A 24527-nucleotide genomic window follows, 5' to 3' on the forward strand; every position below is an offset into this window, starting at 1 on the left:
ATATATCAAAATTGATATAGGAAAAGAGAGATATTCTATTTGACAGTTATATAGATTCAGAACAGTTTGCACCTCGTGCCGGGGAGGAGCGATGAAAGACGGATTATGCTCAGGGAGCCCGTTCGAGTAAGCTCGATTCTTCACTACCGCGCATGAATTTGACGGCATTCTGTAAGGATACAGAAGCCTAAAAGGGTTCCAAGGGAGAGAGTTCATGAAATCCATCATTTCGTTGTTTGCTGCCTGCGCTATCGGCGCTGCGGCATTTGCGTCGCCCGTCTGGGCGCAGGACAAGGGCACGGTCGGTATCGCCATGCCAACCAAGTCCTCCGCGCGCTGGATCGACGACGGCAACAACATCGTCAAGCAGCTTCAGGACGCCGGCTACACGACCGACCTTCAGTACGCTGACGACGACATTCCGAACCAGCTTTCCCAGATCGAAAACATGGTCACGAAGGGCGTCAAGGTCCTCGTTATCGCTTCGATCGACGGCACGACTTTGTCGGACGTTCTCAAGCAGGCCGGCGAACAGGGCATCAAGGTTATCGCCTATGACCGCCTGATCCGTAACAGCGGCGACGTCAGCTACTACGCAACCTTCGACAACTTCCAGGTTGGCGTTCTGCAGGCAACCTCCATCGTCGACAAGCTTGGCCTGAAGGACGGCAAGGGTCCGTTCAACATCGAGCTCTTCGGCGGTTCGCCGGACGACAACAACGCCTTCTTCTTCTATGACGGCGCAATGTCTGTCCTGAAGCCTTACATCGACAGCGGCAAGCTCGTCGTGAAGTCCGGCCAGATGGGCATGGACAAGGTCGGCACGCTGCGTTGGGATCCGGCAACGGCCCAGGCTCGCATGGACAACCTGCTCTCCGCTTACTACACCGACGCCAAGGTTGACGCCGTTCTGTCTCCTTATGACGGTATCTCCATCGGTATCATCTCCTCGCTCAAGGGCGTAGGTTACGGCACCAAGGACCAGCCGCTGCCGGTCGTTTCCGGTCAGGACGCTGAAGTTCCTTCCGTCAAGTCCATCCTGGCTGGCGAACAGTACTCCACCGTCTTCAAGGACACACGCGAACTTGCCAAGGTTACCGTCAACATGGTCAACGCGCTGATGGAAGGCAAAGAGCCTGAAGTCAACGACACCAAGACCTACGAAAACGGCGTCAAGGTTGTTCCGTCCTACCTGCTGAAGCCGGTTGCCGTGACCAAGGACAATGTTGAAAAGGTTCTGGTTGAAAGCGGTTACTACAAGGCTGACCAGCTGAAGTAATTTCTTCATGATCGTGGCGGGGAGGGACGTGATCGTCGCTCCCCGTTTATCCAAATAAGAACGCCGGATTGTACGGCGCAGGATTGTGATATGGACAACACCATTCTCGAAATGCGCAACATCACCAAGACGTTTCCAGGCGTGAAGGCGCTTGAAAACGTGAACCTCAAGGTTCGCCAAGGTGAGATACATGCGCTCGTCGGCGAGAATGGCGCGGGAAAGTCGACCCTCATGAAGGTCCTCTCCGGCGTTTATCCCGCTGGCACATATGATGGAGAGATCCACTACGAAGGTGAGCTGCGCAATTTCCGCGCCATCAACGACAGTGAAGATATCGGCATCATCATCATTCACCAGGAGCTGGCGCTCGTGCCGCTTCTGTCGATTGCAGAAAACATTTTCCTCGGAAACGAAGTCGCGCAAAACGGCGTCATCAGCTGGCAGCAGACCTTCAATCGCACCCGCGAGTTGCTGAAGAAGGTTGGCCTGAAAGAATCGCCCGAAACACTCATCACCGATATCGGTGTCGGCAAGCAGCAGCTGGTGGAAATCGCCAAGGCGCTGTCGAAGAGCGTGAAGCTTCTGATCCTTGACGAGCCGACGGCTTCGCTCAACGAAAGCGATTCCGAAGCGCTGCTCAACCTCCTGATGGAGTTCCGCACCCAGGGGCTGACCTCGATCATCATCACCCACAAGCTGAACGAAGTGCGCAAGGTGGCCGACCAGATCACCGTGCTTCGCGACGGCATGACGGTGAAGACGCTCGACTGCCACAAGGAAGAGATCAGCGAAGACGTGATCATCCGCAACATGGTGGGTCGCGATCTGGAAGACCGCTATCCGCCGCGTGACGTGCCGATCGGCGAGACGATCCTCGAAGTCAAGAACTGGAACGCCTTTCACCAGCAGCACCGGGACCGTCAGGTCCTGCACGATATCAACATCAATGTCCGCAAGGGCGAGGTTGTCGGTATTGCGGGTCTGATGGGTGCGGGCCGCACCGAATTCGCCATGAGCGTGTTCGGCAAGTCCTATGGCCACAAGATCTCCGGCGAGGTTCTGCTTCACGGCAAGCCGGTGGATGTCAGCACCGTGCGCAAGGCGATTGATGCGGGTCTGGCTTACGTGACCGAAGACCGCAAGCATCTGGGTCTCGTGCTGAACGACAACATTCTGCACAACACCACGCTTGCCAACCTGGCCGGGGTGTCGTCTGGAACCGTCATCAATGACATTCAGGAAATGAAGGTCGCGACGGATTTCCGCAAGCGCTTGCGCATTCGCTCGTCCGGCATCTTCCAGGAAACGGTCAATCTGTCCGGCGGCAACCAGCAAAAGGTCGTGCTGTCCAAGTGGCTGTTCTCCAACCCGGACGTCCTCATTCTGGATGAACCGACGCGCGGTATCGACGTCGGCGCAAAATACGAAATCTACACCATTATCAACCAGCTTGCCGCCGACGGTAAGGGCGTTTTGATGATCTCATCGGAAATGCCCGAGCTGCTTGGCAATTGCGACCGCATCTACGTTATGAACGAAGGACGGATTGTCGCCGAATTGCCGAAGGGAGAGGCGAGCCAGGAAAGTATCATGCGCGCTATTATGCGCTCAGGGGAGAAGAACTGATGAGTTCGACCAACACATCCACCGAAGAGAACAACGTCATCTCGGTCGGCTCGTATATCCGGTCCAATATCCGTGAATACGGCATGCTGATCGCGCTCGTCGCCATCATGCTCTTTTTCCAGTTCTACACAGGCGGCATTCTCTTCCGTCCGGTCAACCTGACCAACCTCGTGTTGCAGAACTCCTTTATCGTCATCATGGCGCTCGGCATGCTGCTCGTCATCGTGGCAGGGCATATCGACCTTTCGGTCGGTTCGATCGTCGCCTTCGTCGGCGCCATAGCCGCCATTTTGACGGTCCAATGGGGTATGAACCCGTTCCTGGCCGCGCTGATCTGCCTCATCGTCGGCGGTGTCATCGGTGCCGCCCAGGGCTACTGGATTGCCTATCACCGCATTCCGTCCTTCATCGTGACCCTGGCGGGCATGCTGGTTTTCCGCGGCCTGACGCTTTTTGTCCTCGGCGGTAAGAACATCGGTCCGTTCCCGTCCGACTTCCAGGTCATCAGCACCGGCTTCCTGCCGGATATTGGCGGCATCGAAGGCATCAACACCACCTCGCTGATCCTGACGATTTTGATTTCAGTCGTCCTTCTGGTTCTGGCTTTCCGTCGCCGTCAGGTGAATCAGAAGCATGGCATCGAGGTCGAGCCTTTCGGCTTCTTCCTGGTGCAGAACGTTCTGATTGCCGCTGCGATCCTCTTCCTCGGCTACAGCCTGTCGACCTATCGCGGCCTGCCGAACGTTCTCATCGTCATGCTGGTGCTGATTGCGATCTACAGCTTCGTCACCCGTCGCACCACGATCGGTCGTCGCATTTATGCGATGGGCGGTAACGAAAAGGCGACGAAGCTTTCGGGCATCAACACCGAACGCTTGAGCTTCCTGACCTTCGTCAACATGGGCGTACTCGCCGGTCTTGCCGGCATGATTATCGCAACGCGCCTGAACTCGGCGACGCCGAAGGCCGGTGTGGGCTTCGAACTGGACGTGATTGCGGCCTGCTTCATCGGCGGCGCATCTGCTTCCGGCGGCGTTGGCAAGATCACCGGTGCGGTCATCGGCGCCTTCATCATGGGCGTAATGAACAACGGTATGTCGATCATCGGTCTCGGCATCGACTTCCAGCAGATGGTCAAGGGCCTCGTGCTTCTGGCCGCCGTGTTCTTCGACGTCTACAACAAGAACAAGGGCTGACCTTAGCGTTCGCCAACAGTTTTGAACGATAGCAAGTGGCCGGTTTCCGGCCACTTCCATGAGGAGGGGGCGTTTGAGGACGCCCAGGAAGGAACAACTATGCTCATTTCTCAAATCAAGGACGCCAGCGGCAAGATCATCGTTGCCGCGCGTGAAGATGGCGGCGAGGCCCGCGCCGTCAACAATGCCGAGTCTGTTTATGCGCTGGCGATGGAAGCTGCCAATGGCGGCAAGTCTCTTGCCGATGTGATTGCTGCCCATGGTTATGGCGAAGCGGTCGATCTGGAGAAAGCCTATTCCGAAGGTCGCTTCCTGCCGCCGATCACGCATCCCGATCCTGCGCATCTGCATCTGACCGGCACGGGCCTGACGCATCTGGGCTCTGCCGCCACGCGCGACAGCATGCACAAGAAGACAAGCGAGGCGTCCGACGACACGCTGACGGACTCGATGAAGATGTTCAAGATGGGTCTGGAGAACGGCAAGCCGAAGGCTGGCGAAAAGGGCGTTCAGCCCGAGTGGTTCTACAAGGGCAACGGCCATGTCTCGGCAGCCCCAGGCGCAGCACTCGTTTCTCCGTCTTTCGCGCTCGATGGCGGCGAAGAGCCGGAAATGGCCGGTATCTATGTGATTTCGGACAAGGGCGAGCCTGTTCGCATCGGCTTTGCCGTTTCCAACGAGTTTTCCGATCACGTGACGGAGCGGATCAACTACCTCTATCTGGCGCATTCCAAGCTGCGTCCGGCAAGCTTCGGCCCGGAAATTCGCGTCGGCGCACCGCCATCCGATATTCGTGGCACGTCCCGTATCCTGCGTGACGGCAAGGTGATTTTCGAAAAGCCTTTCGTTTCCGGTGAGGACAACATGTCCCACACCTTCGCGAACCTTGAATACCACCATTTCAAATACGGCCTGTTCCGCGTTCCTGGCGAAGTGCATGTGCACATGTTCGGCACGGCGACGCTGTCCTTTGCCGATGGCATCAAGACGGAAGCCGGCGACGTCTTCGAGATCGAAGCCGGCGGCTTTGGCCTGCCGCTCCGCAACCCGCTGAAGGTTGCCGAAGAAGAGACGATTACGGTTCGTCAAATCTAACGGGCAGGGCGGTTCTCCTCAAAGGACTGCCGCCCCACAGACATGATGAAAAGGGCTCGGCGCATGGCGTTCGAGCCCTTTTTTTTCTGTCGCAAGGGAATCGCAGATTGAAACGCCGTCCGTCCCTTTGGATGCACTGAGGACGGGCCTCGCTCTTCAAATCTACGCATCGTGCTTTTCCGAAAATCGATCCCGATTTTCGGGCCATGCGGCAAGGCGTTCCTTCAACTCGCCCACAGACCCACTTCCCCGATCTCGACGGAGTTGCCGGCCGGATCGCGGACGTAAACGGAATAGGTGCCGTTGTCCCAACGGAAGTAGAGGTCGATCGCTACACCCTTGGCGACGAAGTGATCGCGCCACGCATCGACCTCTGCCTTGTTTTCTGCCCTGAAACACACGTGCCCGGCCCCTGCGGTGCCATGACGGGGAAGCGGATTGCCGCCTTGTGCGATACGTGAGGTCTCCGGATTGAAGATCAGCAGCATCTGCTCGCCGCAGCGCAGGAAGACGAACTGGTTCTTGAAAGTTTTGACCACCTCGAGCCCGACAACATCACGATAGAAGCGCTCCGCGGCATCAAGATCGGTCGCATAGATCACGGTTTCTAAAATGGCTTTCGGTGGCTGCATGAAAAGCTCCTGTTCGTTGATCTGCCAACTTTACGATAGTCGATCTTATGAACGCGATCGATTGCCAGATGACATGCCTTCACCGTAAGCGATCATGTGCGCGCTCAAGTCTGCGTCGTCGCTTACAAGCGCCTTCGGTGAAGCTTTGGGGTGGAAGGCTGTAAGTCTCGCGGTGCACCGTCAAACGTCCCGGAATGCGTGGTAGAACTACCTACACCCACTCTCACTCTTGAGCTTAAGAATGGGTTCTGGAGGCTGTTTGGTGGATTAAGGGAACGGGCCTCTGGCACCTTAAATATTGATCGAGAGCGACGGGTCATCAATGGGCTCGTGCTATCATTTTGCTGGCATTCTTTGCAGGATGAGTTTCGTCCGCGACGCTGAGCGAGCCCTCTGCTTCGAGACGGAGGCATTTTTCCAGGCGATCCATTTTCCACAATACAAAAGAACAAAGGGAGTATATGGATTTCTTATGGACAATCCCGAGCACCTGTACACCGAACATGAAATCAGCGAGCTGGTATCTGGTGCCGGTCCGTTTGCGGCGGCGATGCGGGCATCGCGGATGCCGATGGTGATCACCGATCCGCGAAAGGCGGATAACCCGATCATCTTTGTCAATGATGCTTTTGCCAGGTTGACGGGCTACCGCCGTGAGGAAACGCTTGGCAAGAACTGCCGGTTTCTTCAGGGGCCGGGTACGAATGCCAACGACGTTCGTCGCCTTAAGCAGGCGATCGCGGAGCGCCGTTCCGTCGAACTGGACCTGCTGAACTACAAGCGGGATGGGTCGATCTTTTGGAACAGGCTGCTGATTTCGCCGGTCTTCGAGGGCGACGAACTGGCGTATTTCTTTGCCACTCAATACGACGTCACACGCGAGCGTGCGGTCAAGGCCATCGAGCATCAGGAAGACTACCAGCTCGAACTGGAGCAGCGCATCGCCGATCTGATTGCCAGCGAAGAGCGTTTGAATTTCACGCTCAAGACAGGCGGTTTGGGAACCTGGGCGCTCGACGTTCCAGCGCAGAAGCTGTCTTGTTCTGCTCTTTGCAAGAAGAACTTTGGCCGCGGCCCGACGGACAGGTTCGATTACGAGGAACTCAAGGCTTCCATCCATCCGGGCGACTTCAACCGCTGGCAGGATGCGGTGATGTCTGCTCTTTCCACCGATGGCAATCTCCAGGTCGAGTATCGTGTCGTCCGACCGGACGGGACTTTAAGCTGGGTAGAAGTTCGGGCAGAAACGAAGTTCAGCGCCGACGGGCAGCCGATCCTGATGAACGGCATCTCGATGGACATCACCGCGCGCAAGACAGTTGAGGCAGAGAAAGCCGTCATTGCGCAAGAGATGGGTCATCGGATCAAGAACATGATGGCGACCGTTCAGTCGATCGTGAACCAGTCGATGCGCGGCGATTTTGACGTGGCGACAATGCGCAACAACATTACCAGCCGCCTCGATGCGCTTGGCCGGTCTCACGATGTGCTGCGGTCCAGGGACTTTCTTTCGGCCAATATCAGGGCAGTCATCGAACGCGCCATCGAGCCTTTCGATGCCGGCGAGCGTTTTGTCATCTCCGGTCCCGACTTTCTCCTGTCCCACCAGGGCAGCAACACGCTGGCGCTTTCGGTGCATGAGCTTGCGACGAATGCGGCCAAATACGGCGCATTGTCTAAAAGCGGCGGCGAGGTTCGCATCGAGTGGCGGATCGAGGGCGAGGACTTCCACTTCAGCTGGGCCGAGAGCGGTGGACCGCCCGTGGTGACGCCCCAGAAATCAGGCTTCGGGACACGTCTGATCAGAATGCTGGGCCTCGGCCTGAGTGGCAAAGCCTCGATCGACTACAACGAAACAGGCGTCGTCTTCACGGCATCGACGAGCCTCGCATCGCTTTCCGAAATCTGATCCACAGATCGAGGTTCACCGGGCCAAAGCCAATTAGTTCTGGCGAGGAAGCGTTGATCGATGCGATCGTCGCGCTCGGCATCAGGATCGGCGAGGGCGCGGTGATCCGCAATCGCACAGATGATAGGGATATTTGTCTGCTGCAGGAAATGCACTGGTGAGACTGGCCAAGACCGATCGCATTCGGCGATGCAGGTCATGAGCAATGGGCACGTGCAATCGCTGCATAGTGGTTGTCGTTTGTTGGTGGAAGTTTGACGAAGGGACCTCACATGTTTCTAGTTTCTGTTTGGAAACGCGGATGTAAACATGGATTCATAAAGCGATAGGCAAACGAGGCAGCAGCATGGTTGAGCTCAAGCCCTTTATCTACATTCGTCATGGTGAGACGGATTGGAACCGTGCAGGACTGTTTCAGGGGCGAAGTGACATCGCACTGAACGAGAACGGGCGACGCCAAGCTCGCGCAGCAGCGTTCGATATGAAGGGCGTGCGTATTTCTAAGGTGTTGGTCAGTCCATTGCAAAGGGCGGTTGAGACCGCGACGCTTGCTTTCCCCAACGACCTCGATCGTGTTCAGGTTGAAGACCTTCTGATTGAGTGTGACTTTGGCAGTTTGGATGGCAAATCGATCAAAGAGGCGATGGAAGATAACGACATCACTCGAAAAGAGCAGTTGGCGGACATCATTCCAATAGATGGGGAAACCTGGTCAAGCGTACGGGAACGCTGCAATATGATTTTGGAAAGGGTCGCGGGACTTCAGACAGATGCATCAGTCGTTGTTCTGGTTGGGCATGATGCCATCTTTCAAGGACTATCCGAGATTTTGACAGGGCGCTGGTGTGACAGTCTGCACGGGCAGCCCTATTACTTTAAGCTGGATGGCAGTGGATGGCACATCACCCCATCTAAAAGTGCCTAGTGCATACCACCATAACCGACCAACCCTCCCATTCTCAGACGCACGGAGCCTGCTTGTGACGATCGATTTTAGACGTGGACGATGGTTGAACGAGCCGGTCGACGCGCAGGTCACGGAACACAGCCTGACGATGACGACGGATGCGAAGACGGATTTTTGGCGGGAGACCTATTATGGCTTCACCCGTGATACAGGCCATTTTCTCGGCGTACCAACAGCGGACGGGTTCACGGCGGAAATCCGCGTGCAAGGCGAGTTTCGCACCTTGTACGATCAGGCCGGTCTGATGGTGCGGATCGATGAGACCCGTTGGGTCAAGACGGGTGTCGAGTTCACCGACGGAGAGGCATTTCTGAGCACGGTTGTCACCAACGGACAATCGGACTGGTCTGTCTCGCAGCCTTTCAAACAGCTTGACGATTTCTACATGCGCGTCACGCTGTCAAAGGGGGCGATGCGGATACAGGCATCGCGAGACCGGAGCTATTGGCCCCTTCTTCGGCTTGCGTCTTTCCCAGTTGCGGAAACTTACGAAGTTGGTCCGACGGCCTGTACGCCGGAACGCAGCGGACTGAGCGTCCATTTCTCTGAGTTCACGATCGGTCCGGCGACCACAAAGGATCTCCACGATCTAAGCTGAAGACGAGAGGGCTGATGAAGGGCGATCACTCGCTGCCATGCCACCGGTTCGAACGAGCAGAATGGTGAGATAGTCCCGGAGTTCAAAATCTATCTCGATCTCTATCCGGACCATCGTCAATTACGGGCTTTTGAAATCCAGTGGCTGTCGTGGTTGTCATGTTGGGACGAACGGTCCCCAGGCATTTCTGCCTCGTCCAGTTGCTGTAGTAGATGTGAGAAAAGCTCGTCCGTCTGTACCGATCTTCTCGATGCAGAGCGTGATGCTTGCTTTATGGCGTCGTGGCTCAAAAACCTAGCCAAGCGATAGTCTTGTCCTGTCACTGATCTGTCCCTGTTGTTCCCCACCCGGCAAACAGTTCCGGGTGGATTAGGTTCCGCGGGTGTGCGGCATCCATCGTGAAAAACAGGGGCGCGCCCATTAATGAGACAGTTATGGTTTCACAGCCGTTACATGCAACCAGTCGGTCGGCTTGTTGTCGTAGCCGCTGCCCTTGGCTTCATCGATGGTGATCTGCTCCCATGGGAGTTGCTGGTAGACGTCCAGGAGCCAATCCCGAGAAGGGTAATTATAGAAGCGATCGAGTTCGTCGCGGCCTTCGGCCGTTCCGGCCTTATAGCTGGCATAGAAGACGCCCTTGTCTTTCAAGGCGGCATGAATGCGGGCGATGATCGATGGCAGGGTGGCGCGTGGCACGTGCAGCAGGCAGGCATTGGCCCAGATGCCGTCATAGGCGTTTTGCTCGGCAATGTCTTCGAACAGCAAGGTGCTGGTTGCGACGCCCAGCCGTTCTGCGGCTGCGCGTGCCATTTCAGGCGTGCCGTCGGTGGGATGGACGTCGAAGCCGCGGGCAAGCATGGCTTCGCTATCCTGGCCTGCGCCGCAGCCGAGTTCGAGAATGCGGCCGCCAGGCGGAAGCGCTGCGAGAAAGGCCTTAAGGCGAGGGGAGGCCTCTTCGCCTCGCGTGGTGTAGGCGGCAACTTCTCGGGCGTAGAAACCGATCGTATGGTCATCGCGGGCAGTCATGAATGCTCTCTCTCCTCAGTCACATTCCATTGAGGTAAAGCGCTTAGCAGTTTTGTGCGATCGTCTCTACCTCCGCCTGTTGGGTTCAATTCGCATCCAGGCTTGATGCGGGGACGTTGGTGCGCTGGCCACCACAAGTGTTTCAGAGCTTGACGATTTCAGAGCCGCACCACCATGATTGGGAGGAGCCGCAGGACGGACTCGTTCGTTTTCGTCAGAAAGGTGTGATGATGACGGTTGATGTGAGTCTGACATCGTACCCGGGTCTCGATGATCGCATTACGGTTATTCGGGCGGGTGATGAGGTCGATGCTGTGTTCGTCAGCACCGAGCGTTTCAACGTGCTGGTCGATACGCTGGGGACGCCAAGCCTGTGCCGGCGTGCGCTGGAGCTGCTTGCCGATCGCATGCGAGATCGACCGCTCATCGTCGTCAACTCGCATATGGACTGGGACCATTTCTGGGGCAATCGTGCCATCAGCGACGCGCCGATCATTGCCCATCAATCCGCGATCGATCGGTTGCGCAATCCGTCTGCGCTTCAAACGCTTGAACAGAAGAGAACGACCGAGCCCCGCTTTGACGAGGTCGAGCTTGTGTCACCGACATTGACCTTCAGCGGTGAGAGCATGACGCTGCATGGCGGGGATCTCAGCCTGCATCTTCTGCACACGCCCGGACACACGCCAGATCATCTTGCCGTCTGGATACCGGAGATCGAGACGTGCCTGGCGGTGGATGCGGTCGAGCATCCCATCCCGGAAGTTTGGAGCAGCTCGCCTGACGATCTGCGCAGTCTCTGCTCCTCGTTGAATCTCATTCGCAGCCTGAAGCCGAAACAGCTTGTTCTTGCGCATGGTCAGACGAGTGACCCCGCCGTCTTAGACCGCAACATCGCCTATTTTGAAAACATTCAAAACGCCGTGGCTCTACTTCCTGCTTCTGCTCTGGAACACGAGGCTCTGCATGAGCGTGAAGGAATGAGGCTGGAAGACTTCGTCGATATTCCAGCGGGTATGTCTTTGGAAGCAATAGAGTTTTATAGACGCTGCCACAGCTCCAATCTCGCGGCTACAGTAGCGGCGCGGGGAGCGTCTTGATCTGTCAGCTGGACGATGAAGCCGAGTACAGCGTGGTGAAAGGTCCTGAAGACGCCTGTCGCGATTGATCGCAGAGTCCATTCAAACGGGCGTGGATTTTGGCTCTAAAGCATCGGCCCGAAAACCGGGCTCGATTTTCGCAACGGCGCCTTAACTCTGCGACTGACTCTGGCTCTGGGATTCATGCACGGTGACGGACACGCTCAGGCTTTCGCCAGAGACGCCGACGCGCATGCCCGACACTGGGGCGCAGTCGCGGTAGGATAGGCCCGTGGCGATGCGGACATAGCGCTCATCCGGGCAGATCTTGTTGGCCGCATCGAAGCCGACCCAGCCGAGGCCGGGAAGATGGGCTTCACCCCAGGCGTGGGTTGCCACCTGTTCTTCGACGCCTTCCATCATCAGGTAGCCGGAGACGTATCGGGCAGGATGGCCGAGCAGGCGGGAGGCGGCAATGAAGATATGGGCGTGGTCCTGGCAGACACCCTTGCCGGCTTCCAGCGCCTGTTCTGCCGTGGTTTCGGTCCCGGTGCTGCCGGTCTGATATTCGACCTCCAGGTGGATCAGGGCCATCAGTTCGTGAAGGCGTTCCAGTTCGGTGCTGCCTGAACTCTGTCGGGCGATCTCTCGTATCAGCTTGCCGGGCTTGGTCAGCGGCGTATCGCGCATGAAAAGCCAAAGCGGCGCGTTGCCGATATGCGCGCCGAAGACGCCTGCCTTGTCCTTCGTTTCCACTTCACCGCTTGCCGTAACCTTCACGGCGCGGCTCGGGCCTTCGCTTTCCACAAGCTCGATGCGGTTGCCGAAATGGTCGTCGTAGCGCGTCTCTACTGTCGCGCCCTCAACGACGACGTCCCAGTTCAGCACGGTCTGCATTGGGCCGCTGAGCGGTGTCAGGCGCAGGCGCTGAAGGGAGTATGGCACCACCTCTTCGTACAGATATTCGGTCGTGTGATTGATCTTCAGACGCATTCGCCCCGTATCCCCGTCTTGTACCGCCTACTGATAGAAGCGGTAACCTTCCGTGATTTCCTGACCCAGCTGGCCGTTCCTGTTGATGAAGGCTTCCAGGAACTCGTGCAGGCCCCGATCCATCACGCGGTCGATGGTGGTTTCCTTCAGTGTCGACAAAATGGCGTCCGACGTTTCGTGTGCCTTGTGCCGCTCGCCATAATCCTTGGCGAGATAGCCGAGGTTGCTGACGATCTTCTCATAGCAATAGGCGAGCGAACGCGGCATGCGGGCGTTGAGAATGAGGAAGTCGGCAATGTTGGCGGGTTTGTATTCCGCGTCATAGACCCAGCCATAGGAGCGGTGGGCCGACACCGAGCGCAGGATGGATTCCCATTGTGCATTGTCGAGCGAGGAACCGACCTGTGCTGCCGCAGGCAGAAGCACATAATATTTGACATCGAGAATGCGCGCGGTGTTGTCCGCCCGTTCGATGAACGTGCCGATGCGCGAGAAATTGTAGAGGTCGTTGCGCAGCATCGAACCGTGGAAGGCGCCGCGCACCAGGCCTGCCCGATGCTTAATGACATCGATGACATGCGGCATTTCCGCCGGTTTCAAGCGGCGTCCGAGCAGGCTCTTCAGCTCGATCCAGAACTCGTTGGTCGCTTCCCAGGTCTCGCGCGTCAGTGCGGTGCGCACCATGCGGGCGTTGTTGCGGCCGGAGTCGATGCAGGACATCACGCTCGACGGGTTGCTCTTGTCGCGCAGGAGATAGTCGATCGCATCTGCCGACGTGACCTTCTCGTTGTCTTTGAGAAAGGCTTCGCGAACGCCCGCACTTTGCAGCACGCCGTCCCAATCCTCATCCGCGCTGCCGCTTCGCGTCAACGAGACACGCAGGCCCGCATCGACGAGACGCGCGATGTTTTCGGCGCGCTCGATATAGCGGAACATCCAGTAGAGCCCGTTTGCAGTTCTTCCCAACATGGCTCAGTCCTCCAGTACCCAGGTGTCTTTGGTGCCGCCACCCTGGCTGGAATTGACCACGAGCGAACCCTGCTTGAGGGCCACGCGGGTCAATCCGCCTGGAATGATTTTGACCTTGTCGGACACAAGCACATAGGGACGAAGATCGACATGGCGTGGCGCGATGCCGTTCTTCACCATGATCGGAACAGTCGAGAGAGAAAGCGTCGGCTGGGCAATGTAATTGTTCGGCCGCGCGCGCAGCTTCTCGGCAAACAAGGCACGCTCCTTCTTCGAGGCTGTCGGGCCGACCAGCATGCCGTAACCACCGGAGCCGTGCACTTCCTTGACGACGAGATCGGCGAGATTGTCGAGCACGTATTTCAGGCTGTCCGGTTCCGAACAGCGCCATGTCGGCACGTTTTCCAGAAGCGGCTTGCGGCCAGTATAGAACTCGACGATTTCCGGCATGTAGGAATAGATCGCCTTGTCATCGGAAATACCGGTGCCGGGCGCATTGGCGATGGTGATGTTGCCGGCGCGGTAGACATCCATGATGCCGGGAATGCCAAGCGCCGAATCCGGGCGGAAGGTGAGGGGATCGAGGAAATCGTCGTCGACCCGGCGATAGAGCACGTCGATGGCTTCATAGCCTTGCGTGGTGCGCATCTTCACCTTGCCGTCCATGACGCGCAGGTCCGAACCTTCCACCAGTTCCACGCCCATCATGTCGGCCAGGAAGGAATGCTCGTAATAGGCGGAGTTGTGGATGCCGGGGGTCAACACCGCAACGCGTGGCTTGCCCTTGCAGCCGGGCGGCGCAAGCGACGCCAGCGACTGGCGCAGTTGATAGGGGTAGTCCTCGACGCGCTGAACCCGGTTCTCATGGAAGAGTTCGGGGAACATCTGCATCATGGTTTCGCGGTTTTCCAGCATGTAGCTGACGCCCGACGGCGTTCTGGCATTGTCTTCCAGCACGTAGAACTGGTCTTCGCCGGTGCGCACGATGTCGGTACCGACAATGTGGGTGTAGACGCCGCCCGGCGGCCGGAAGCCGATCATCTGCGGCAGGAAGGCTTCGTTCTTCTCGATCAGCTCGCGGGGAATACGACCTGCCTTGATGATTTCCTGCTTGTGGTAGATGTCGTCCAGAAAGGCGTTGAGCGCGATGACGCGCTGTTCGATGCCCTGGGCAAGCTTGCGCCACTCCTTGCCGGAAATGATGCGCGGAATGATGTCAAAGGGGATGAGCTTTTCGGCGCTGTCGGCGTGGCCATAGACGGCAAAGGTGATGCCGGTTCTGCGGAAGATGTTTTCCGCGTCCTTGGATTTCTGGATCAGATGCGACCGGTCCTGTCGGCTATACCAGTCGTTGTAGTTTGCGTATGGGCTTCGCGGCGTGGTGTCCGCATTTATCATTTCATCAAATGCCAACTTTCAGATCCCCTTTTTGTACATTTGAATACAAGGTTGGAAGCAATGCAAGCCGCATGAGCGGTCGGCGATCCAGATTTTTTGGGCCGCCTCGGTCCCTCAAAGCGACTGAAAATAAAGCAATCTTTCCCTCTCAGCATCAAAATGCGGCAGCGCGTGGAAAGTTCATTCCGTGTTGGTAGAATTGCGGAGGTTTTTACGCCCGATGCGAGGGCTCAATGCCTATAAATTGAGCGCATTTTTATTATGCGTCCTTCCCCCAGAATTGAGTGCCGGAGAAGAAGATGCGGCGCGGCCAAGGCAGAATAAGAATGGACTCGGCAGAGGGATGTGGTGCTCGCTCGTCCTTAACCTCCGGGCAGGGATATTAGATATTTGTTAACCATAAAAATATACCTCTGGTTAAATCGAAAGATTCGTGACGGCAGGGGGTAATATGTCGATTTCGCGTCGTGGTGTCCTGTTTGGGTTGCCACTTTTCCTGGCAGGCTGTGCAAGTATCAATCCCGCGGGCCAGCGGCAGAACTATGCGGCTCTGCCGAATGAGCAATTTCCCATGGCAGCCATGCCGCTTGAGAAGATCAAGCCGGAACTGCGCCGCCAGGAAGTGGCCTATGAAACCACCTATCCGGCAGGAACCGTGGTCGTCGACACACCGGCACGCCGCCTCTATTTCGTTCTCGGCGATGGCCGCGCCGTTCGCTACGGTGTGGGTGTCGGTCGACAGGGTCTGGCGCTGAAGGGCAATGCCTATGTGGGCCGCAAGGCCGAATGGCCAAGCTGGACGCCGACCCCGAACATGATCCGCCGCGAGCCGGAACGGAACCTGAAATATGCCGGCGGCATGCCAGGCGGCCTTAACAACCCGCTGGGTGCGCGTGCGCTTTATCTTTATCGCAACGGCAATGACACGATGTTCCGCCTGCATGGCACAAACCAGCCGCAGTCGATCGGACACGCCATGTCGAGTGGTTGTATCCGTATGCTCAACCACGATATCATCGACCTTTACGAGCGCGTTCCAGTCGGCGCCCGCGTGGTCGTGATCCAGGCCTGAAGCATCTCATTAACGCCCTGATCGGGCGTTAGAGCGGCCTTGTTGAACAATGAGGCCGCCCCAATGGCCCGATCGGTGGGGCGCTTTCAACCTGATATGAAGGTATGCGCATGTGCCGTTTTCTTGCCTATTCCGGCTCACCTGTCTGGCTCGACACTCTGCTGATCGAGCCGGAGAGTTCGCTGATCAGCCAGTCGCTTGCCGCAAGGGAAGCCAAGACGGTGGTGAACGGCGATGGGTGCGGGATCGGCTGGTATGGCGAAAGACCGGAGCCGGGCATTTATCGCGGCATCCTGCCCGCATGGTCTGACAGGAACCTCACCTCGCTTTGTCATCAAATCCGCGCTGGCATGTTTCTGGCGCATGTGCGCTCCGCCACCACCGGCGGCGTTTCCATGGCCAACTGCCATCCCTTCGGTTTTGGCCGACACCTCTTCATGCATAACGGCCAGATCGGCGGCTATGAGAAGGTGAAGCGCGCCATCGAGGCGCATATTTCCGATGATGTTTACTGCTCGCGGGCCGGCAATGGCGATAGCGAGGCGATGTTCCTGATTGCCGCTGGCCTCGGTCTCGATAAGGACCCGGTCGATGCGCTTTCGCGCACCATCGAAATCTGCATGGATGTGGTGCTGGATGCAGGCGTGGATCAACCCATTCGTTTCAGCGCCATCCACGCCGATGGCGATACGCTGCATGCCTTTCGCTGGTCGAGCGACGCCCGCCCACCGACCCTTTACTGGCGCAATATGGGAGAGGGCATCGCCATCGCCTCCGAACCCTTCGGCACTGGCGGCGAGATGTGGGAAATCATCCCTGCCAATACAGTGGCGACGGTGACCAAGGGCAAGATCGAGTTCAAGCCCTTCACGCCTTACTATCGCGATGCGGTTCTGATGACCGCTTGAGTGCGGTGTGCCGTCAACCGAAACCTAAAATATGTGGATTAATTTCTGGCGCCAATAGATGCTGCCGGTTGAATTCCGCTAGGCGAGGCGGGAAACGGACCATTTTTTCAACTCAACGGAGAGTTGCGCCTGTGGCTGATAGATCTCCTTCTTTTCGATAGCGGAAATGTGATTATCGAGCGCTCGATTTCGCGCCTATCGACGAAGCGCAACCCAGAGCAAATGCGATGACCGTATTTCCATCGTATGAGCTTCAACCCTTTGTTTTTAAGCATTTCTAGACACGAAGCTAAGCACCGCCGCTGGAAATGCGCCAATCAGGAACGCTTGAATGTCGGTATTTGAAAAATTGTCCCGTTACCAGCCTAACGCCCTTGCAGCACTGCGCATCATCGCCGCACTTCTCTTTATCGAACACGGCACGCAGAAGCTGTTCGGCTTTCCTCCTTCTACAATGGAAGGCTCGCTTCCGCCGCTTCTTCTTGCGGCCGCTCTGCTGGAACTCGTCGGCGGCATTCTCATCCTCGTTGGCCTCTTCACCCGCCCGGTTGCCTTCATTCTCTCCGGCCAGATGGCCTTTGCCTATTTCATGGCACACGCGCCGAAGAGCTTCTTCCCCGCCATCAATGGCGGTGATGCTGCAATCCTCTTCTGCTTCGTCTTCCTGTTCTTGGTGACCGCCGGTCCGGGCGCGTTCGCAGTCGACAAGCGTTAAGACGCCCTTGTTCGCCGTCATCCTTGGGCTCGACCCACGGATGACGGAGAGCGGGCTATTGGGATTCAACCGCAACTCCCATCGGAGGCGCTTAAAGTCGGTGCCGTCTCGATTTTCGGAAAGCACGATGCGTCGATTCAAAAAGGTAAAGCACCCTTTGAGGGTCCAATAGGACACGGCGCTTTAAAACGCTTCCAGCGCGCCCTTCGGTAGCCACTGGCTGATCTTGGCGCGCAGCAGTTCGGGACTGATGGGTTTTGAGACATAGTCGTCCATGCCAGACGCCAAGCACAATTCGCTGTCCAGATCCAAAGCATGTGCCGTAACGCCGATGATCGGCACGCGGCCGAGGCGGCCGTCTTCGTCATCTTCCGTCTGACGGATGGATTGGGTGGCGTGGTAGCCGCTCATGACCGGCATCGACACGTCCATCAAGATGAGCGCCGGGCTCTCCTTGCGCCAGGCTTCCACGGCCTTCTTGCCATTGGCGACGATGCGGAAGCTGAGTCCCGTTTGCTGCAGGATCTGGCTGAAGACGATCTGGTTGACATCATTGTCTTCAGCCACCAGCACATCGATGCCGGAGCCGTTCTTGCGGGGCGGCTGCGGCAGGTGAAACGGCTGGTCATCCTCGACAGGTGCGGGGATCGAAGGCGAGGGGATGTCCGTCAGAGCAGGAGCGGGAATGAGCGCTTCCAGCGTCTCGCGAAGCTTTCGCCTGCGAACCGGCTTGGCAAGGTAGGCTTCAGCGTTCTCGCAAGCGTCTTTCTCTCCAAGCGCGGTCAGCAGGATCACGGGTATGTCCTGCATGCCGGGATGACGGCGGAGGTAATCGACCACGTCATTGGCACGCATATCGGGCATCGCTTCATCGACAAGGATGGCGGCGGGGCGCAGACCGAGCGCTACGGCTTCCTCCAGAACGGCAAGCCCGGTTGTGCCGTCTTCGGCGGCATAGGCGTCCAGCTTCCAGTCGCTGAGGTGTCTTGTCAGGATATCGCGGCTCATCGGATTGCCGTCGATCACCAGGATGCTTGCATGGGCAGGCCATGGAGGTGTGACGGGTTGTGCCGAAATCACGGAAACTGGAAGTGTCACGGTGAAGACCGATCCACTATTCTCTTCGCTTTTCGCCTCGATCCGGCCACCGAACAGAGACACGATACTGAGGGTTTCAGCGAGCCCGGCTGCGGCGGGTGCAGAACGACTCGTTTGACCAAGGATAGAGGCAAGCTGCTCCTGCGACATGCCGATGCCGGTATCTTCGACGGTCAGCCGAAGTGAGGCACTGTCCGCAACGTTCTCAGCCTTCAGCCTGATAATGACATGACCGGACCTGGTGAAGTGGATGGCGTTGCTGACGAGGTGGGTGACGATCTGGCGCAAGCGCGCTGCGTCCGCTTCGATCGTGATCTCTGCCGATGAATCGATGTCGGTAAAGAGTGTCAGCCCCTTCTCTTCCGCATGAAACGCGAGCAGCGACGCAATCTCTTCCACCAGATCGGCGGGATCGAAGAGGCTGGTCTGCAAGGATGCTGAGGCGTCAGTCGCAGAGGCGCTCAGCACAGCGTCCAGGCTTCGCAGCAACGCGTTGCCGGAGTGAACGATTGCGTCCGCATAGGTTTTTTGTCGGGTGTCGAGGTCGGTTCGGGCCAGCGCGTCTGCCATGCGAAGAATGCCGGTGAGCGGCGTCTTGATCTCGGAGAGCCACCGGGCGGCGTCGCCGCGGCGCCGACCACCTTCTTCTGCACCCTGACCGTCATTTTCCATGACACTGACCGAATTCGGCCGCGGCGCACTGTCGAAGTCCGGCATCTTTTCGAAGACTTCGTAGAGGAAGATCTGCCCGGCCTCGTCGATGAAGCGCTCGCATCGCAGGGTCTGCGCCTCGGGCAAGATGCCCCGGCATGTGGCGACCTCGTCGGTGGCGAAGACGAGACAGCGGCGTTCCTTGTCCTCCCGCTCCACATCGTCCGCGGTGTTGAAGATGAGGCGGCTGGTTTGCCCGGCGAAGTCTTGTTGGTTCTTTCCGGCAAAGCGGGCATAGGCTGCGTTGACGCAGATATAGCGCAACTCGCTGTTCTTGACGCAAGCCGGCAGGTGCAGGGACGAAACGCCCTGGCAAGCCTTTTCCAACAAGCTGCCCTCGATACTCAAGCCGTACTCCGCACCATCAATGGAATCAAAATATCTTTAATCTGATCGCAAGCTAGGAGAGGTGAGCATGAAAAACCATGGGCGACCAAGGCTTTTCACGCTTTTTTAACCATAAGCATCAGGTTGGGAGCGTGGTGCCTGCGAAAGAATTGCTTGACTTTTTTCGGCAAAACGACCACATGCCTGTCAAGCTTTCACCTTCCACAGCCGCGTGAGCTGTAGCGTCCACTTGAAAATTATACGCACGCATGAAGGAAAAGCGCAGGCAATACAGAATACGGCGACCCTTCGCCGGTGCTCAGCGCAGAAAGTCATTTCAACCACCAAGTTCCCAATTCACGCGGGGTTCTTGACGCCAAGACAACCGGACAGCATGGGCTGAACCGGCTGAAGCGTTTTGGCGCCCCGAAAGGTATTCTATTGACCAGTTTTAACGAACTCGGCCTCTCCGAAAAGCTCGTGGCTGCGGTCACCGCTCTCGGTTACACGACACCAACACCTATTCAGGCGAAAGCCATTCCCTTCCTCATGGAAGGTCGCGACGTCATTGGTCTGGCTCAGACCGGCACCGGCAAGACCGCTGCATTCGGCCTGCCGATGATCGAAATGCTGATGAAGCATGCCGAACGTCCTGCAAACCGCACCACCCGCTCCCTGATCCTTGCGCCGACGCGCGAGCTGGTCAACCAGATCGGTGAAAGCCTGCGCGCCTTCGTGAAGAAGACGCCGCTTCGCATCAACCAGGTAGTCGGCGGCGCATCCATCAACAAGCAGCAGCTGCAGCTGGAAAAGGGCACCGACATTCTCGTTGCCACGCCTGGCCGCCTGCTCGACCTGATCGCGCGCAACGCGATTTCGTTGTCCAAGGTCACGCATCTCGTTCTCGACGAAGCCGACCAGATGCTGGATCTCGGCTTCATTCACGATCTGCGCAAGATTTCGAAGATGGTGCCTGCCAAGCGTCAGACGCTTCTCTTTTCGGCGACCATGCCGAAGACGATTGCCGATCTCGCTGGTAGCTACCTGACCGATCCGGTCAAGGTGGAAGTGACACCTCCGGGCAAGGCTGCCGACAAGGTGGAGCAGTATGTTCACTTCGTTGCCGGCAAGAACGACAAGACGGACCTTCTGAAGAAGTCTCTGTCGGAAAACCCCGATGGCCGCGCCATCGTCTTCCTTCGCACCAAGCATGGTGCCGAAAAGCTCTACAAGCATCTTGAGCATATCGGCTTCAAGGTCGCGTCGATCCATGGCAACAAGAGCCAGGGCCAGCGCGAGCGCGCGTTGAAGGGCTTCAAGGATGGTGAAGTCAAGGTGCTGGTGGCGACGGACGTTGCTGCACGTGGTATCGACATTCCTGCCGTGACGCATGTCTTCAACTACGATCTGCCGGAAGTGGCGGATGCCTATGTGCACCGTATCGGCCGTACGGCCCGTGCCGGTCGCGATGGTATTGCGATTGCATTCTGCGCACCGGACGAAACCCGCCTGCTGCACGACATCGAAAAGCTGATGAAGATCGAAATTCCGGTCCTCTCCGGCGAGCGTCCAGAAGGTCTTGCCAGCCCGACCCGTGGCAGCGGCAACCGTGGCGGTCGTGGAAACGGCGCCGGTAATGGCGGTCGTCGTCAGGGTGGCGAGCGCGGCGAGCGTGCGCATGGCGATCGTCCGGCCCGTGCTCATCGTGAGGGCGGTCCCCGTGAAGGTGGTCATCGCGACGGTGGACGTCGCAATGGCGATTTCCGTGGACAGCGTGCGGGCGAGTTCGCTCCTGTCGAACGCGACAACGATCTGGAAGTCACATCCGACTTCAAGCGTACCAAGGTTGAAGGTGCCGAAGGCGCCAAGGCTGCAGGTCCGCGCAAGCATCGTGGCGGCCAGGGCCGTCCTGCCCGCAAGGCTGGCTCCTTTGCCGCCGCCGGTCAGGCTCGTCCTGCCGGTAACGCCGGTCGCGGTCGCAAGCGCGGCTGATATAGCTTTGTAAAACTGGAAACGCCCGGACGATGATCCGGGCGTTTTTGTTTTGGGTATCTTGTCGATGGGACGGCGAGGCTACTCGGCCGATCTGCTATCGCCCTGCTTCGTGCCGCAGAGCATTTCGCGCTTGCCGGCAAAGCCCTTTCGGCGCTCGACTGCAAAGCCTGCGGACTGCAAGTTTCGGCGGACAAAGCCCGCGGCGGCATAGGTGGCGAAGGTTCCGCGCTCTTGCGTCTTGTCGTAGATCGCGCTCATGATCTCCACCGACCACATGTCCGGATTGCGCGATGGCGCAAAGCCATCGAGGTACCAGGCGTCGAAGACAAGGTCGCTTTGCTTGATACCCTGTAACGCCTCGCCGCAGACGACGGTGAGCTTCGTCTGCTCATCCAGTTGCAGCTCAACGATACCGTGGGGCTCTTCCGGCCAAAGCGCAACGAGGGCCTGACGCTCGGCATTCACCTCGGGCCAGCGCGAGAGCGCCCGGTCGATCTCTGCGGCGCGCATCGGGTAAAGCTCGAAGGACACAAAGTGCAATGTCTGACCAGGCTTGCGCGCAATCCTCCACTGCCGCCATGTCTCGGTGAGATTGAGCGCGGTGCCGAAGCCGAGTTCTCCGATCACGAAGGTTTCTTTCGGGTGATCTTCCCAGCGATCCGGCAGTCCGTTGCCGTTGAGAGAGACATGCTCGCATTCCAGCCGCCCCTCGGTCTGGCAATAAAAATGATCGCCAAAGGCCAGGGAATAGGGCATATCGCCCTCTCGCCAATCCAGCATGTTGTTGCCGGTGCTGTCCGGTCTTGCGTCTTCGGGATGTGTCATGGTCCAAGCCGATAGTCTTCCCGATCACCAAGGTCAATCGCCTTGGCCCTCCAGTGCCGCGCTGCTGATTGTCGGCGGCGGCATCATGGGCCTGTGGGCGGCGCTGAAGGCGGACCGTCTGGGGATCGATACGGTGCTGGTCGATGCCGGCCAAACGGGAAGCGGCGCAAGCGGCGGCCTGCTCGGCGCCCTGATGCCGCATATGCCAGATCGCTGGAACGACAAGAAGCAGTTTCAGTTCGATGCGCTTCTGACGCTTGAAGACGAGATTGCGCAGCTGGAAGCCGAATCCGGCATGTCGGCCGGTTACCGGCGATGCGGGCGCATCATCCCGCTGCCGAAGCCGCATCTGCGGCCCATCGCCGAACGCCACCGCCAGGAGGCGCTGACCAATTGGGATCAGCAGGGGCAGCGTTTTCACTGGCATGTGCTGGACGCGCCGCCCGTGGAAAACTGGGTCGATGCATCCGCGGGGCAGGCGGGCTTTGTGCATGATACCTTTGCCGCCAAGGTCTCGCCGCGGGCTTTGGTTGCAGCACTCACTGCGCGTCTCAAAGCTTCGCGGCACGTGCGTGTCGTAGAGGGCCAACGGGTTGTCTCGCTGGGAAAAGAGCGCGTCGCGCATTTCGATGACGGCGCGCGCCTGTCATTTTCCCATGCCATTGTCTCGGCGGGCCATACGTCGTTTCCACTCTTGACGCAGGCATTTGCTCTTGCCGCCGAGCCAGCACTGGGGCAGGCGGTGAAGGGTCAGGCCGCCCTGTTGCGGGCGACGATCGATCCCGCCATGCCGGTGGTCTTCCTCAACGGGCTTTACATCGTGCCGCATGAGGACGGAACGGTTGCGATCGGCAGCACCAGCGAGGAAGATTTTGCCGATGCCTTCAGCACCGATGCGAAGCTGGACGCTCTGATGGATGCGGCAAGGGAAATTGTGCCGGCGCTTTCAACGGCCGAGGTCATCGAGCGTTGGGCCGGTCTTCGTCCAAAAGCAATTGGTCGTGATCCGATGGTGGGCGCACATCCTGATCATCCTCAGATCGTTGCCCTGACCGGCGGCTTCAAGGTGAGCTTCGGTCTGGCGCATCGTCTTGCGAATGCTGCGCTTTGCGCCGTTCAGGGCCAGGATATGGATGTGCCTTTGGGCTTCCGCACCGAAACGCACCTGGCTCTCGTTCACGGAAATCTTTGATTCGTCTTCGTTTTGCGTCGTCAATCTGTCACGCAAATCACCTATCTGCTGTCGCCATGCACATACAGACGTAAATCCCAGTTGAGCGGGGCGAGGTGACGACGCATGCGGTACGCCATTCATTACACGCCTTCCCCGAACGACCCGATGACCTTTGCTGCTGCATCGTGGCTTGGTCGTGACGTCTATTCCGGCCACAGCGTCGAGCCGCCGCCGCAGACCGGGCTTGGGATGCAGGAACTCTCCTACTTCACTGCACTTCCGCGCCGATACGGTTTCCACGGCGCGATCAAGGCGCCGTTTTACCTTGCCGAAGGCATGACCGAAGCCGGGCTTCTGCGCGACCTGATGCGGTTTGCCGGCACGCACCAGCCCTTCACGCTGCCGCCGCTCGAAATCGCCAAGCTGGGCAACAGCTATGGGCTCGTCCCATCCTGGCCGTCGGAGACGCTGAATTTCCTCGCCGCAAGCGTGGTGCAGGACTTCGACCGCTACCGCGCGCCTCTGTCGGATGCCGATATCGACCGGGCCGATCCGCACCGGCTCTCTGCCGCCCAACTGACCAATCTGCATCGCTGGGGACACCCTTACGTCATGGATGAGTTTCGTTTTCAGATGACGCTGACCGGCGCCATCGTGCCAGCCGATTGCGCTCGCCTGGAGCGGGCCTTGCGAAGCGTTTTCGCCGCCCTGCTGGAGCGACCGCTGGAGTTTGCCAATCTGGCGCTCTTCGTCGAAGAGGAGCCGGGGGCGCCTTTCAGGGTGCATTCGCTGCATCCCATGGGCCGCGTCTCGGCGCGCAAGATCGCCTGATTGCAAGGCGCGCTGGACGTTTCAGCCCAGCGTAAAAGCAGTGGGCGCTTTTGGTGAAATTGCGCTGAAACGCTCTCGACTTTCCGGTCTGCGATGCTACCGTT

General features: G+C 58.2%; 21 protein-coding genes. 14 read left to right on the top strand and 7 right to left on the bottom strand.

All coding sequences use genetic code 11. The features are described from left to right. Positions 1 to 214 precede the first annotated feature (214 nt). From chvE to araD1, 4 genes are all read left to right on the top strand, one after another. Complete coding sequence (gene chvE / locus ACTJKV_RS06480) at positions 215 to 1279, top strand: sugar ABC transporter substrate-binding protein ChvE (protein ID WP_062426278.1); 1065 nt, start codon at positions 215 to 217, stop codon at positions 1277 to 1279. A 90-nt stretch (positions 1280 to 1369) separates the two neighbouring features. After that, positions 1370 to 2905, top strand: coding sequence for a sugar ABC transporter ATP-binding protein GguA (gene gguA / locus ACTJKV_RS06485; protein WP_062426279.1), 1536 nt, complete (start codon positions 1370 to 1372; stop codon positions 2903 to 2905). Further along, entirely contained in the window at positions 2905 to 4101 is a 1197-nt protein-coding gene (mmsB, locus tag ACTJKV_RS06490) for a multiple monosaccharide ABC transporter permease (protein ID WP_062426280.1), read from the top strand. The genes gguA and mmsB overlap by 1 nt, the downstream gene beginning before the upstream one ends. Positions 4102 to 4200: 99 nt before the next feature. Then, positions 4201 to 5196 carry an AraD1 family protein gene (gene araD1, locus ACTJKV_RS06495; protein WP_062426281.1) on the top strand — a complete coding sequence of 332 codons (996 nt, stop codon included), beginning with the start codon at positions 4201 to 4203 and terminating at the stop codon, positions 5194 to 5196. Positions 5197 to 5420: 224 nt separating this feature from the next. Here the strand turns inward: araD1 and ACTJKV_RS06500 are convergent, their stop codons facing one another. Beyond that, positions 5421 to 5828 carry a VOC family protein gene (locus ACTJKV_RS06500; protein ID WP_274101926.1) on the bottom strand — a complete coding sequence of 136 codons (408 nt, stop codon included), beginning with the start codon at positions 5826 to 5828 and terminating at the stop codon, positions 5421 to 5423. 472 nt (positions 5829 to 6300) lie between these two features. Between ACTJKV_RS06500 and ACTJKV_RS06505 the strand changes: the two genes are divergently transcribed. The 3 genes from ACTJKV_RS06505 to ACTJKV_RS06515 all read left to right on the top strand — a co-directional run bounded on the left by ACTJKV_RS06505 (position 6301) and on the right by ACTJKV_RS06515 (position 9302). Beyond that, positions 6301 to 7737 carry a PAS domain-containing protein gene (locus ACTJKV_RS06505; RefSeq protein WP_274101927.1) on the top strand — a complete coding sequence of 479 codons (1437 nt, stop codon included), beginning with the start codon at positions 6301 to 6303 and terminating at the stop codon, positions 7735 to 7737. 346 nt (positions 7738 to 8083) lie between these two features. Further along, positions 8084 to 8662: a histidine phosphatase family protein gene (locus tag ACTJKV_RS06510; protein WP_274101928.1), complete on the top strand. Its 579-nt coding sequence runs from the start codon at positions 8084 to 8086 to the stop codon at positions 8660 to 8662. 55 nt (positions 8663 to 8717) lie between these two features. Beyond that, entirely contained in the window at positions 8718 to 9302 is a 585-nt protein-coding gene (locus tag ACTJKV_RS06515; RefSeq protein WP_274101929.1) for a DUF1349 domain-containing protein, read from the top strand. Positions 9303 to 9734: 432 nt separating this feature from the next. Here ACTJKV_RS06515 and ACTJKV_RS06520 read toward each other — a convergent pair whose 3' ends face one another. Then, on the bottom strand, positions 9735 to 10328 hold the full coding sequence (locus tag ACTJKV_RS06520; protein WP_274101930.1) for a class I SAM-dependent methyltransferase: 594 nt from the start codon (positions 10326 to 10328) through the stop codon (positions 9735 to 9737). 230 nt (positions 10329 to 10558) lie between these two features. Between ACTJKV_RS06520 and ACTJKV_RS06525 the strand changes: the two genes are divergently transcribed. Beyond that, positions 10559 to 11428 (top strand): MBL fold metallo-hydrolase, encoded by an 870-nt coding sequence (locus ACTJKV_RS06525; protein ID WP_440598537.1) that lies wholly within the window; start codon positions 10559 to 10561, stop codon positions 11426 to 11428. Positions 11429 to 11578: 150 nt separating this feature from the next. Here the strand turns inward: ACTJKV_RS06525 and ACTJKV_RS06530 are convergent, their stop codons facing one another. Genes ACTJKV_RS06530 through ACTJKV_RS06540 form a run of 3 tightly spaced genes read right to left on the bottom strand, consistent with a single transcriptional unit; the run spans position 11579 to position 14782 of the window. Further along, on the bottom strand, positions 11579 to 12400 hold the full coding sequence (locus ACTJKV_RS06530) for a transglutaminase family protein (protein ID WP_062598759.1): 822 nt from the start codon (positions 12398 to 12400) through the stop codon (positions 11579 to 11581). A 27-nt stretch (positions 12401 to 12427) separates the two neighbouring features. Next, positions 12428 to 13369 (bottom strand): alpha-E domain-containing protein, encoded by a 942-nt coding sequence (locus ACTJKV_RS06535; protein WP_062426289.1) that lies wholly within the window; start codon positions 13367 to 13369, stop codon positions 12428 to 12430. Positions 13370 to 13372: 3 nt separating this feature from the next. Beyond that, positions 13373 to 14782 (bottom strand): circularly permuted type 2 ATP-grasp protein, encoded by a 1410-nt coding sequence (locus ACTJKV_RS06540; RefSeq protein ID WP_062426290.1) that lies wholly within the window; start codon positions 14780 to 14782, stop codon positions 13373 to 13375. Between the two features lie 436 nt (positions 14783 to 15218). Between ACTJKV_RS06540 and ACTJKV_RS06545 the strand changes: the two genes are divergently transcribed. The 3 genes from ACTJKV_RS06545 to ACTJKV_RS06555 all read left to right on the top strand — a co-directional run bounded on the left by ACTJKV_RS06545 (position 15219) and on the right by ACTJKV_RS06555 (position 17462). Further along, positions 15219 to 15839, top strand: coding sequence for a L,D-transpeptidase (locus tag ACTJKV_RS06545; RefSeq protein WP_062426291.1), 621 nt, complete (start codon positions 15219 to 15221; stop codon positions 15837 to 15839). 110 nt (positions 15840 to 15949) lie between these two features. Next, entirely contained in the window at positions 15950 to 16747 is a 798-nt protein-coding gene (locus tag ACTJKV_RS06550; RefSeq protein ID WP_062440083.1) for a class II glutamine amidotransferase, read from the top strand. A 331-nt stretch (positions 16748 to 17078) separates the two neighbouring features. Beyond that, a complete protein-coding gene (locus ACTJKV_RS06555; protein ID WP_274101932.1) occupies positions 17079 to 17462 on the top strand; it encodes a DoxX family protein in 384 nt (127 codons plus the stop codon). 183 nt (positions 17463 to 17645) lie between these two features. Here ACTJKV_RS06555 and ACTJKV_RS06560 read toward each other — a convergent pair whose 3' ends face one another. Continuing rightward, positions 17646 to 19619, bottom strand: a complete 1974-nt coding sequence (locus ACTJKV_RS06560) for a response regulator (protein WP_274101934.1) — start codon at positions 19617 to 19619, stop codon at positions 17646 to 17648. A 420-nt stretch (positions 19620 to 20039) separates the two neighbouring features. On the opposite strand from ACTJKV_RS06560, the gene ACTJKV_RS06565 reads away from it, so the two are divergent. Further along, positions 20040 to 21590 carry a DEAD/DEAH box helicase gene (locus ACTJKV_RS06565; protein ID WP_112360016.1) on the top strand — a complete coding sequence of 517 codons (1551 nt, stop codon included), beginning with the start codon at positions 20040 to 20042 and terminating at the stop codon, positions 21588 to 21590. An 81-nt stretch (positions 21591 to 21671) separates the two neighbouring features. Here the strand turns inward: ACTJKV_RS06565 and mnmD are convergent, their stop codons facing one another. Next, complete coding sequence (gene mnmD, locus ACTJKV_RS06570) at positions 21672 to 22418, bottom strand: tRNA (5-methylaminomethyl-2-thiouridine)(34)-methyltransferase MnmD (protein WP_274101935.1); 747 nt, start codon at positions 22416 to 22418, stop codon at positions 21672 to 21674. Between mnmD and ACTJKV_RS06575 the strand changes: the two genes are divergently transcribed. Then, positions 22417 to 23610, top strand: a complete 1194-nt coding sequence (locus ACTJKV_RS06575; protein ID WP_274101937.1) for an NAD(P)/FAD-dependent oxidoreductase — start codon at positions 22417 to 22419, stop codon at positions 23608 to 23610. The two genes, mnmD and ACTJKV_RS06575, sit on opposite strands and share 2 nt — an antisense overlap. Positions 23611 to 23715: 105 nt before the next feature. After that, complete coding sequence (locus ACTJKV_RS06580; protein ID WP_113180647.1) at positions 23716 to 24423, top strand: DUF1045 domain-containing protein; 708 nt, start codon at positions 23716 to 23718, stop codon at positions 24421 to 24423. Positions 24424 to 24527 lie beyond the last annotated feature (104 nt).

Origin of the sequence: Agrobacterium sp. 22117 (assembly GCF_052045735.1) — a bacterium.
GTDB lineage: Bacteria > Pseudomonadota > Alphaproteobacteria > Rhizobiales > Rhizobiaceae > Agrobacterium > Agrobacterium cavarae.

Excerpts from the sequence above, each read along its gene's own strand:
- chvE (WP_062426278.1), top strand. The coding sequence starts at position 215 with ATGAAATCCATCATTTCGTTGTTTGCTGCCTGCGCTATCGGCGCTGCG.
- gguA (WP_062426279.1), top strand. The coding sequence starts at position 1,370 with ATGGACAACACCATTCTCGAAATGCGCAACATCACCAAGACGTTTCCA.
- mmsB (WP_062426280.1), top strand. The coding sequence starts at position 2,905 with ATGAGTTCGACCAACACATCCACCGAAGAGAACAACGTCATCTCGGTC.
- araD1 (WP_062426281.1), top strand. The coding sequence starts at position 4,201 with ATGCTCATTTCTCAAATCAAGGACGCCAGCGGCAAGATCATCGTTGCC.
- ACTJKV_RS06500 (WP_274101926.1), bottom strand. The coding sequence starts at position 5,828 with ATGCAGCCACCGAAAGCCATTTTAGAAACCGTGATCTATGCGACCGAT.
- ACTJKV_RS06505 (WP_274101927.1), top strand. The coding sequence starts at position 6,301 with ATGGACAATCCCGAGCACCTGTACACCGAACATGAAATCAGCGAGCTG.
- ACTJKV_RS06510 (WP_274101928.1), top strand. The coding sequence starts at position 8,084 with ATGGTTGAGCTCAAGCCCTTTATCTACATTCGTCATGGTGAGACGGAT.
- ACTJKV_RS06520 (WP_274101930.1), bottom strand. The coding sequence starts at position 10,328 with ATGACTGCCCGCGATGACCATACGATCGGTTTCTACGCCCGAGAAGTT.
- ACTJKV_RS06525 (WP_440598537.1), top strand. The coding sequence starts at position 10,559 with ATGACGGTTGATGTGAGTCTGACATCGTACCCGGGTCTCGATGATCGC.
- ACTJKV_RS06530 (WP_062598759.1), bottom strand. The coding sequence starts at position 12,400 with ATGCGTCTGAAGATCAATCACACGACCGAATATCTGTACGAAGAGGTG.
- ACTJKV_RS06535 (WP_062426289.1), bottom strand. The coding sequence starts at position 13,369 with ATGTTGGGAAGAACTGCAAACGGGCTCTACTGGATGTTCCGCTATATC.
- ACTJKV_RS06545 (WP_062426291.1), top strand. The coding sequence starts at position 15,219 with ATGTCGATTTCGCGTCGTGGTGTCCTGTTTGGGTTGCCACTTTTCCTG.
- ACTJKV_RS06550 (WP_062440083.1), top strand. The coding sequence starts at position 15,950 with ATGTGCCGTTTTCTTGCCTATTCCGGCTCACCTGTCTGGCTCGACACT.
- ACTJKV_RS06555 (WP_274101932.1), top strand. The coding sequence starts at position 17,079 with ATGTCGGTATTTGAAAAATTGTCCCGTTACCAGCCTAACGCCCTTGCA.
- ACTJKV_RS06575 (WP_274101937.1), top strand. The coding sequence starts at position 22,417 with ATGGTCCAAGCCGATAGTCTTCCCGATCACCAAGGTCAATCGCCTTGG.
- mnmD (WP_274101935.1), bottom strand. The coding sequence starts at position 22,418 with ATGACACATCCCGAAGACGCAAGACCGGACAGCACCGGCAACAACATG.
- ACTJKV_RS06580 (WP_113180647.1), top strand. The coding sequence starts at position 23,716 with ATGCGGTACGCCATTCATTACACGCCTTCCCCGAACGACCCGATGACC.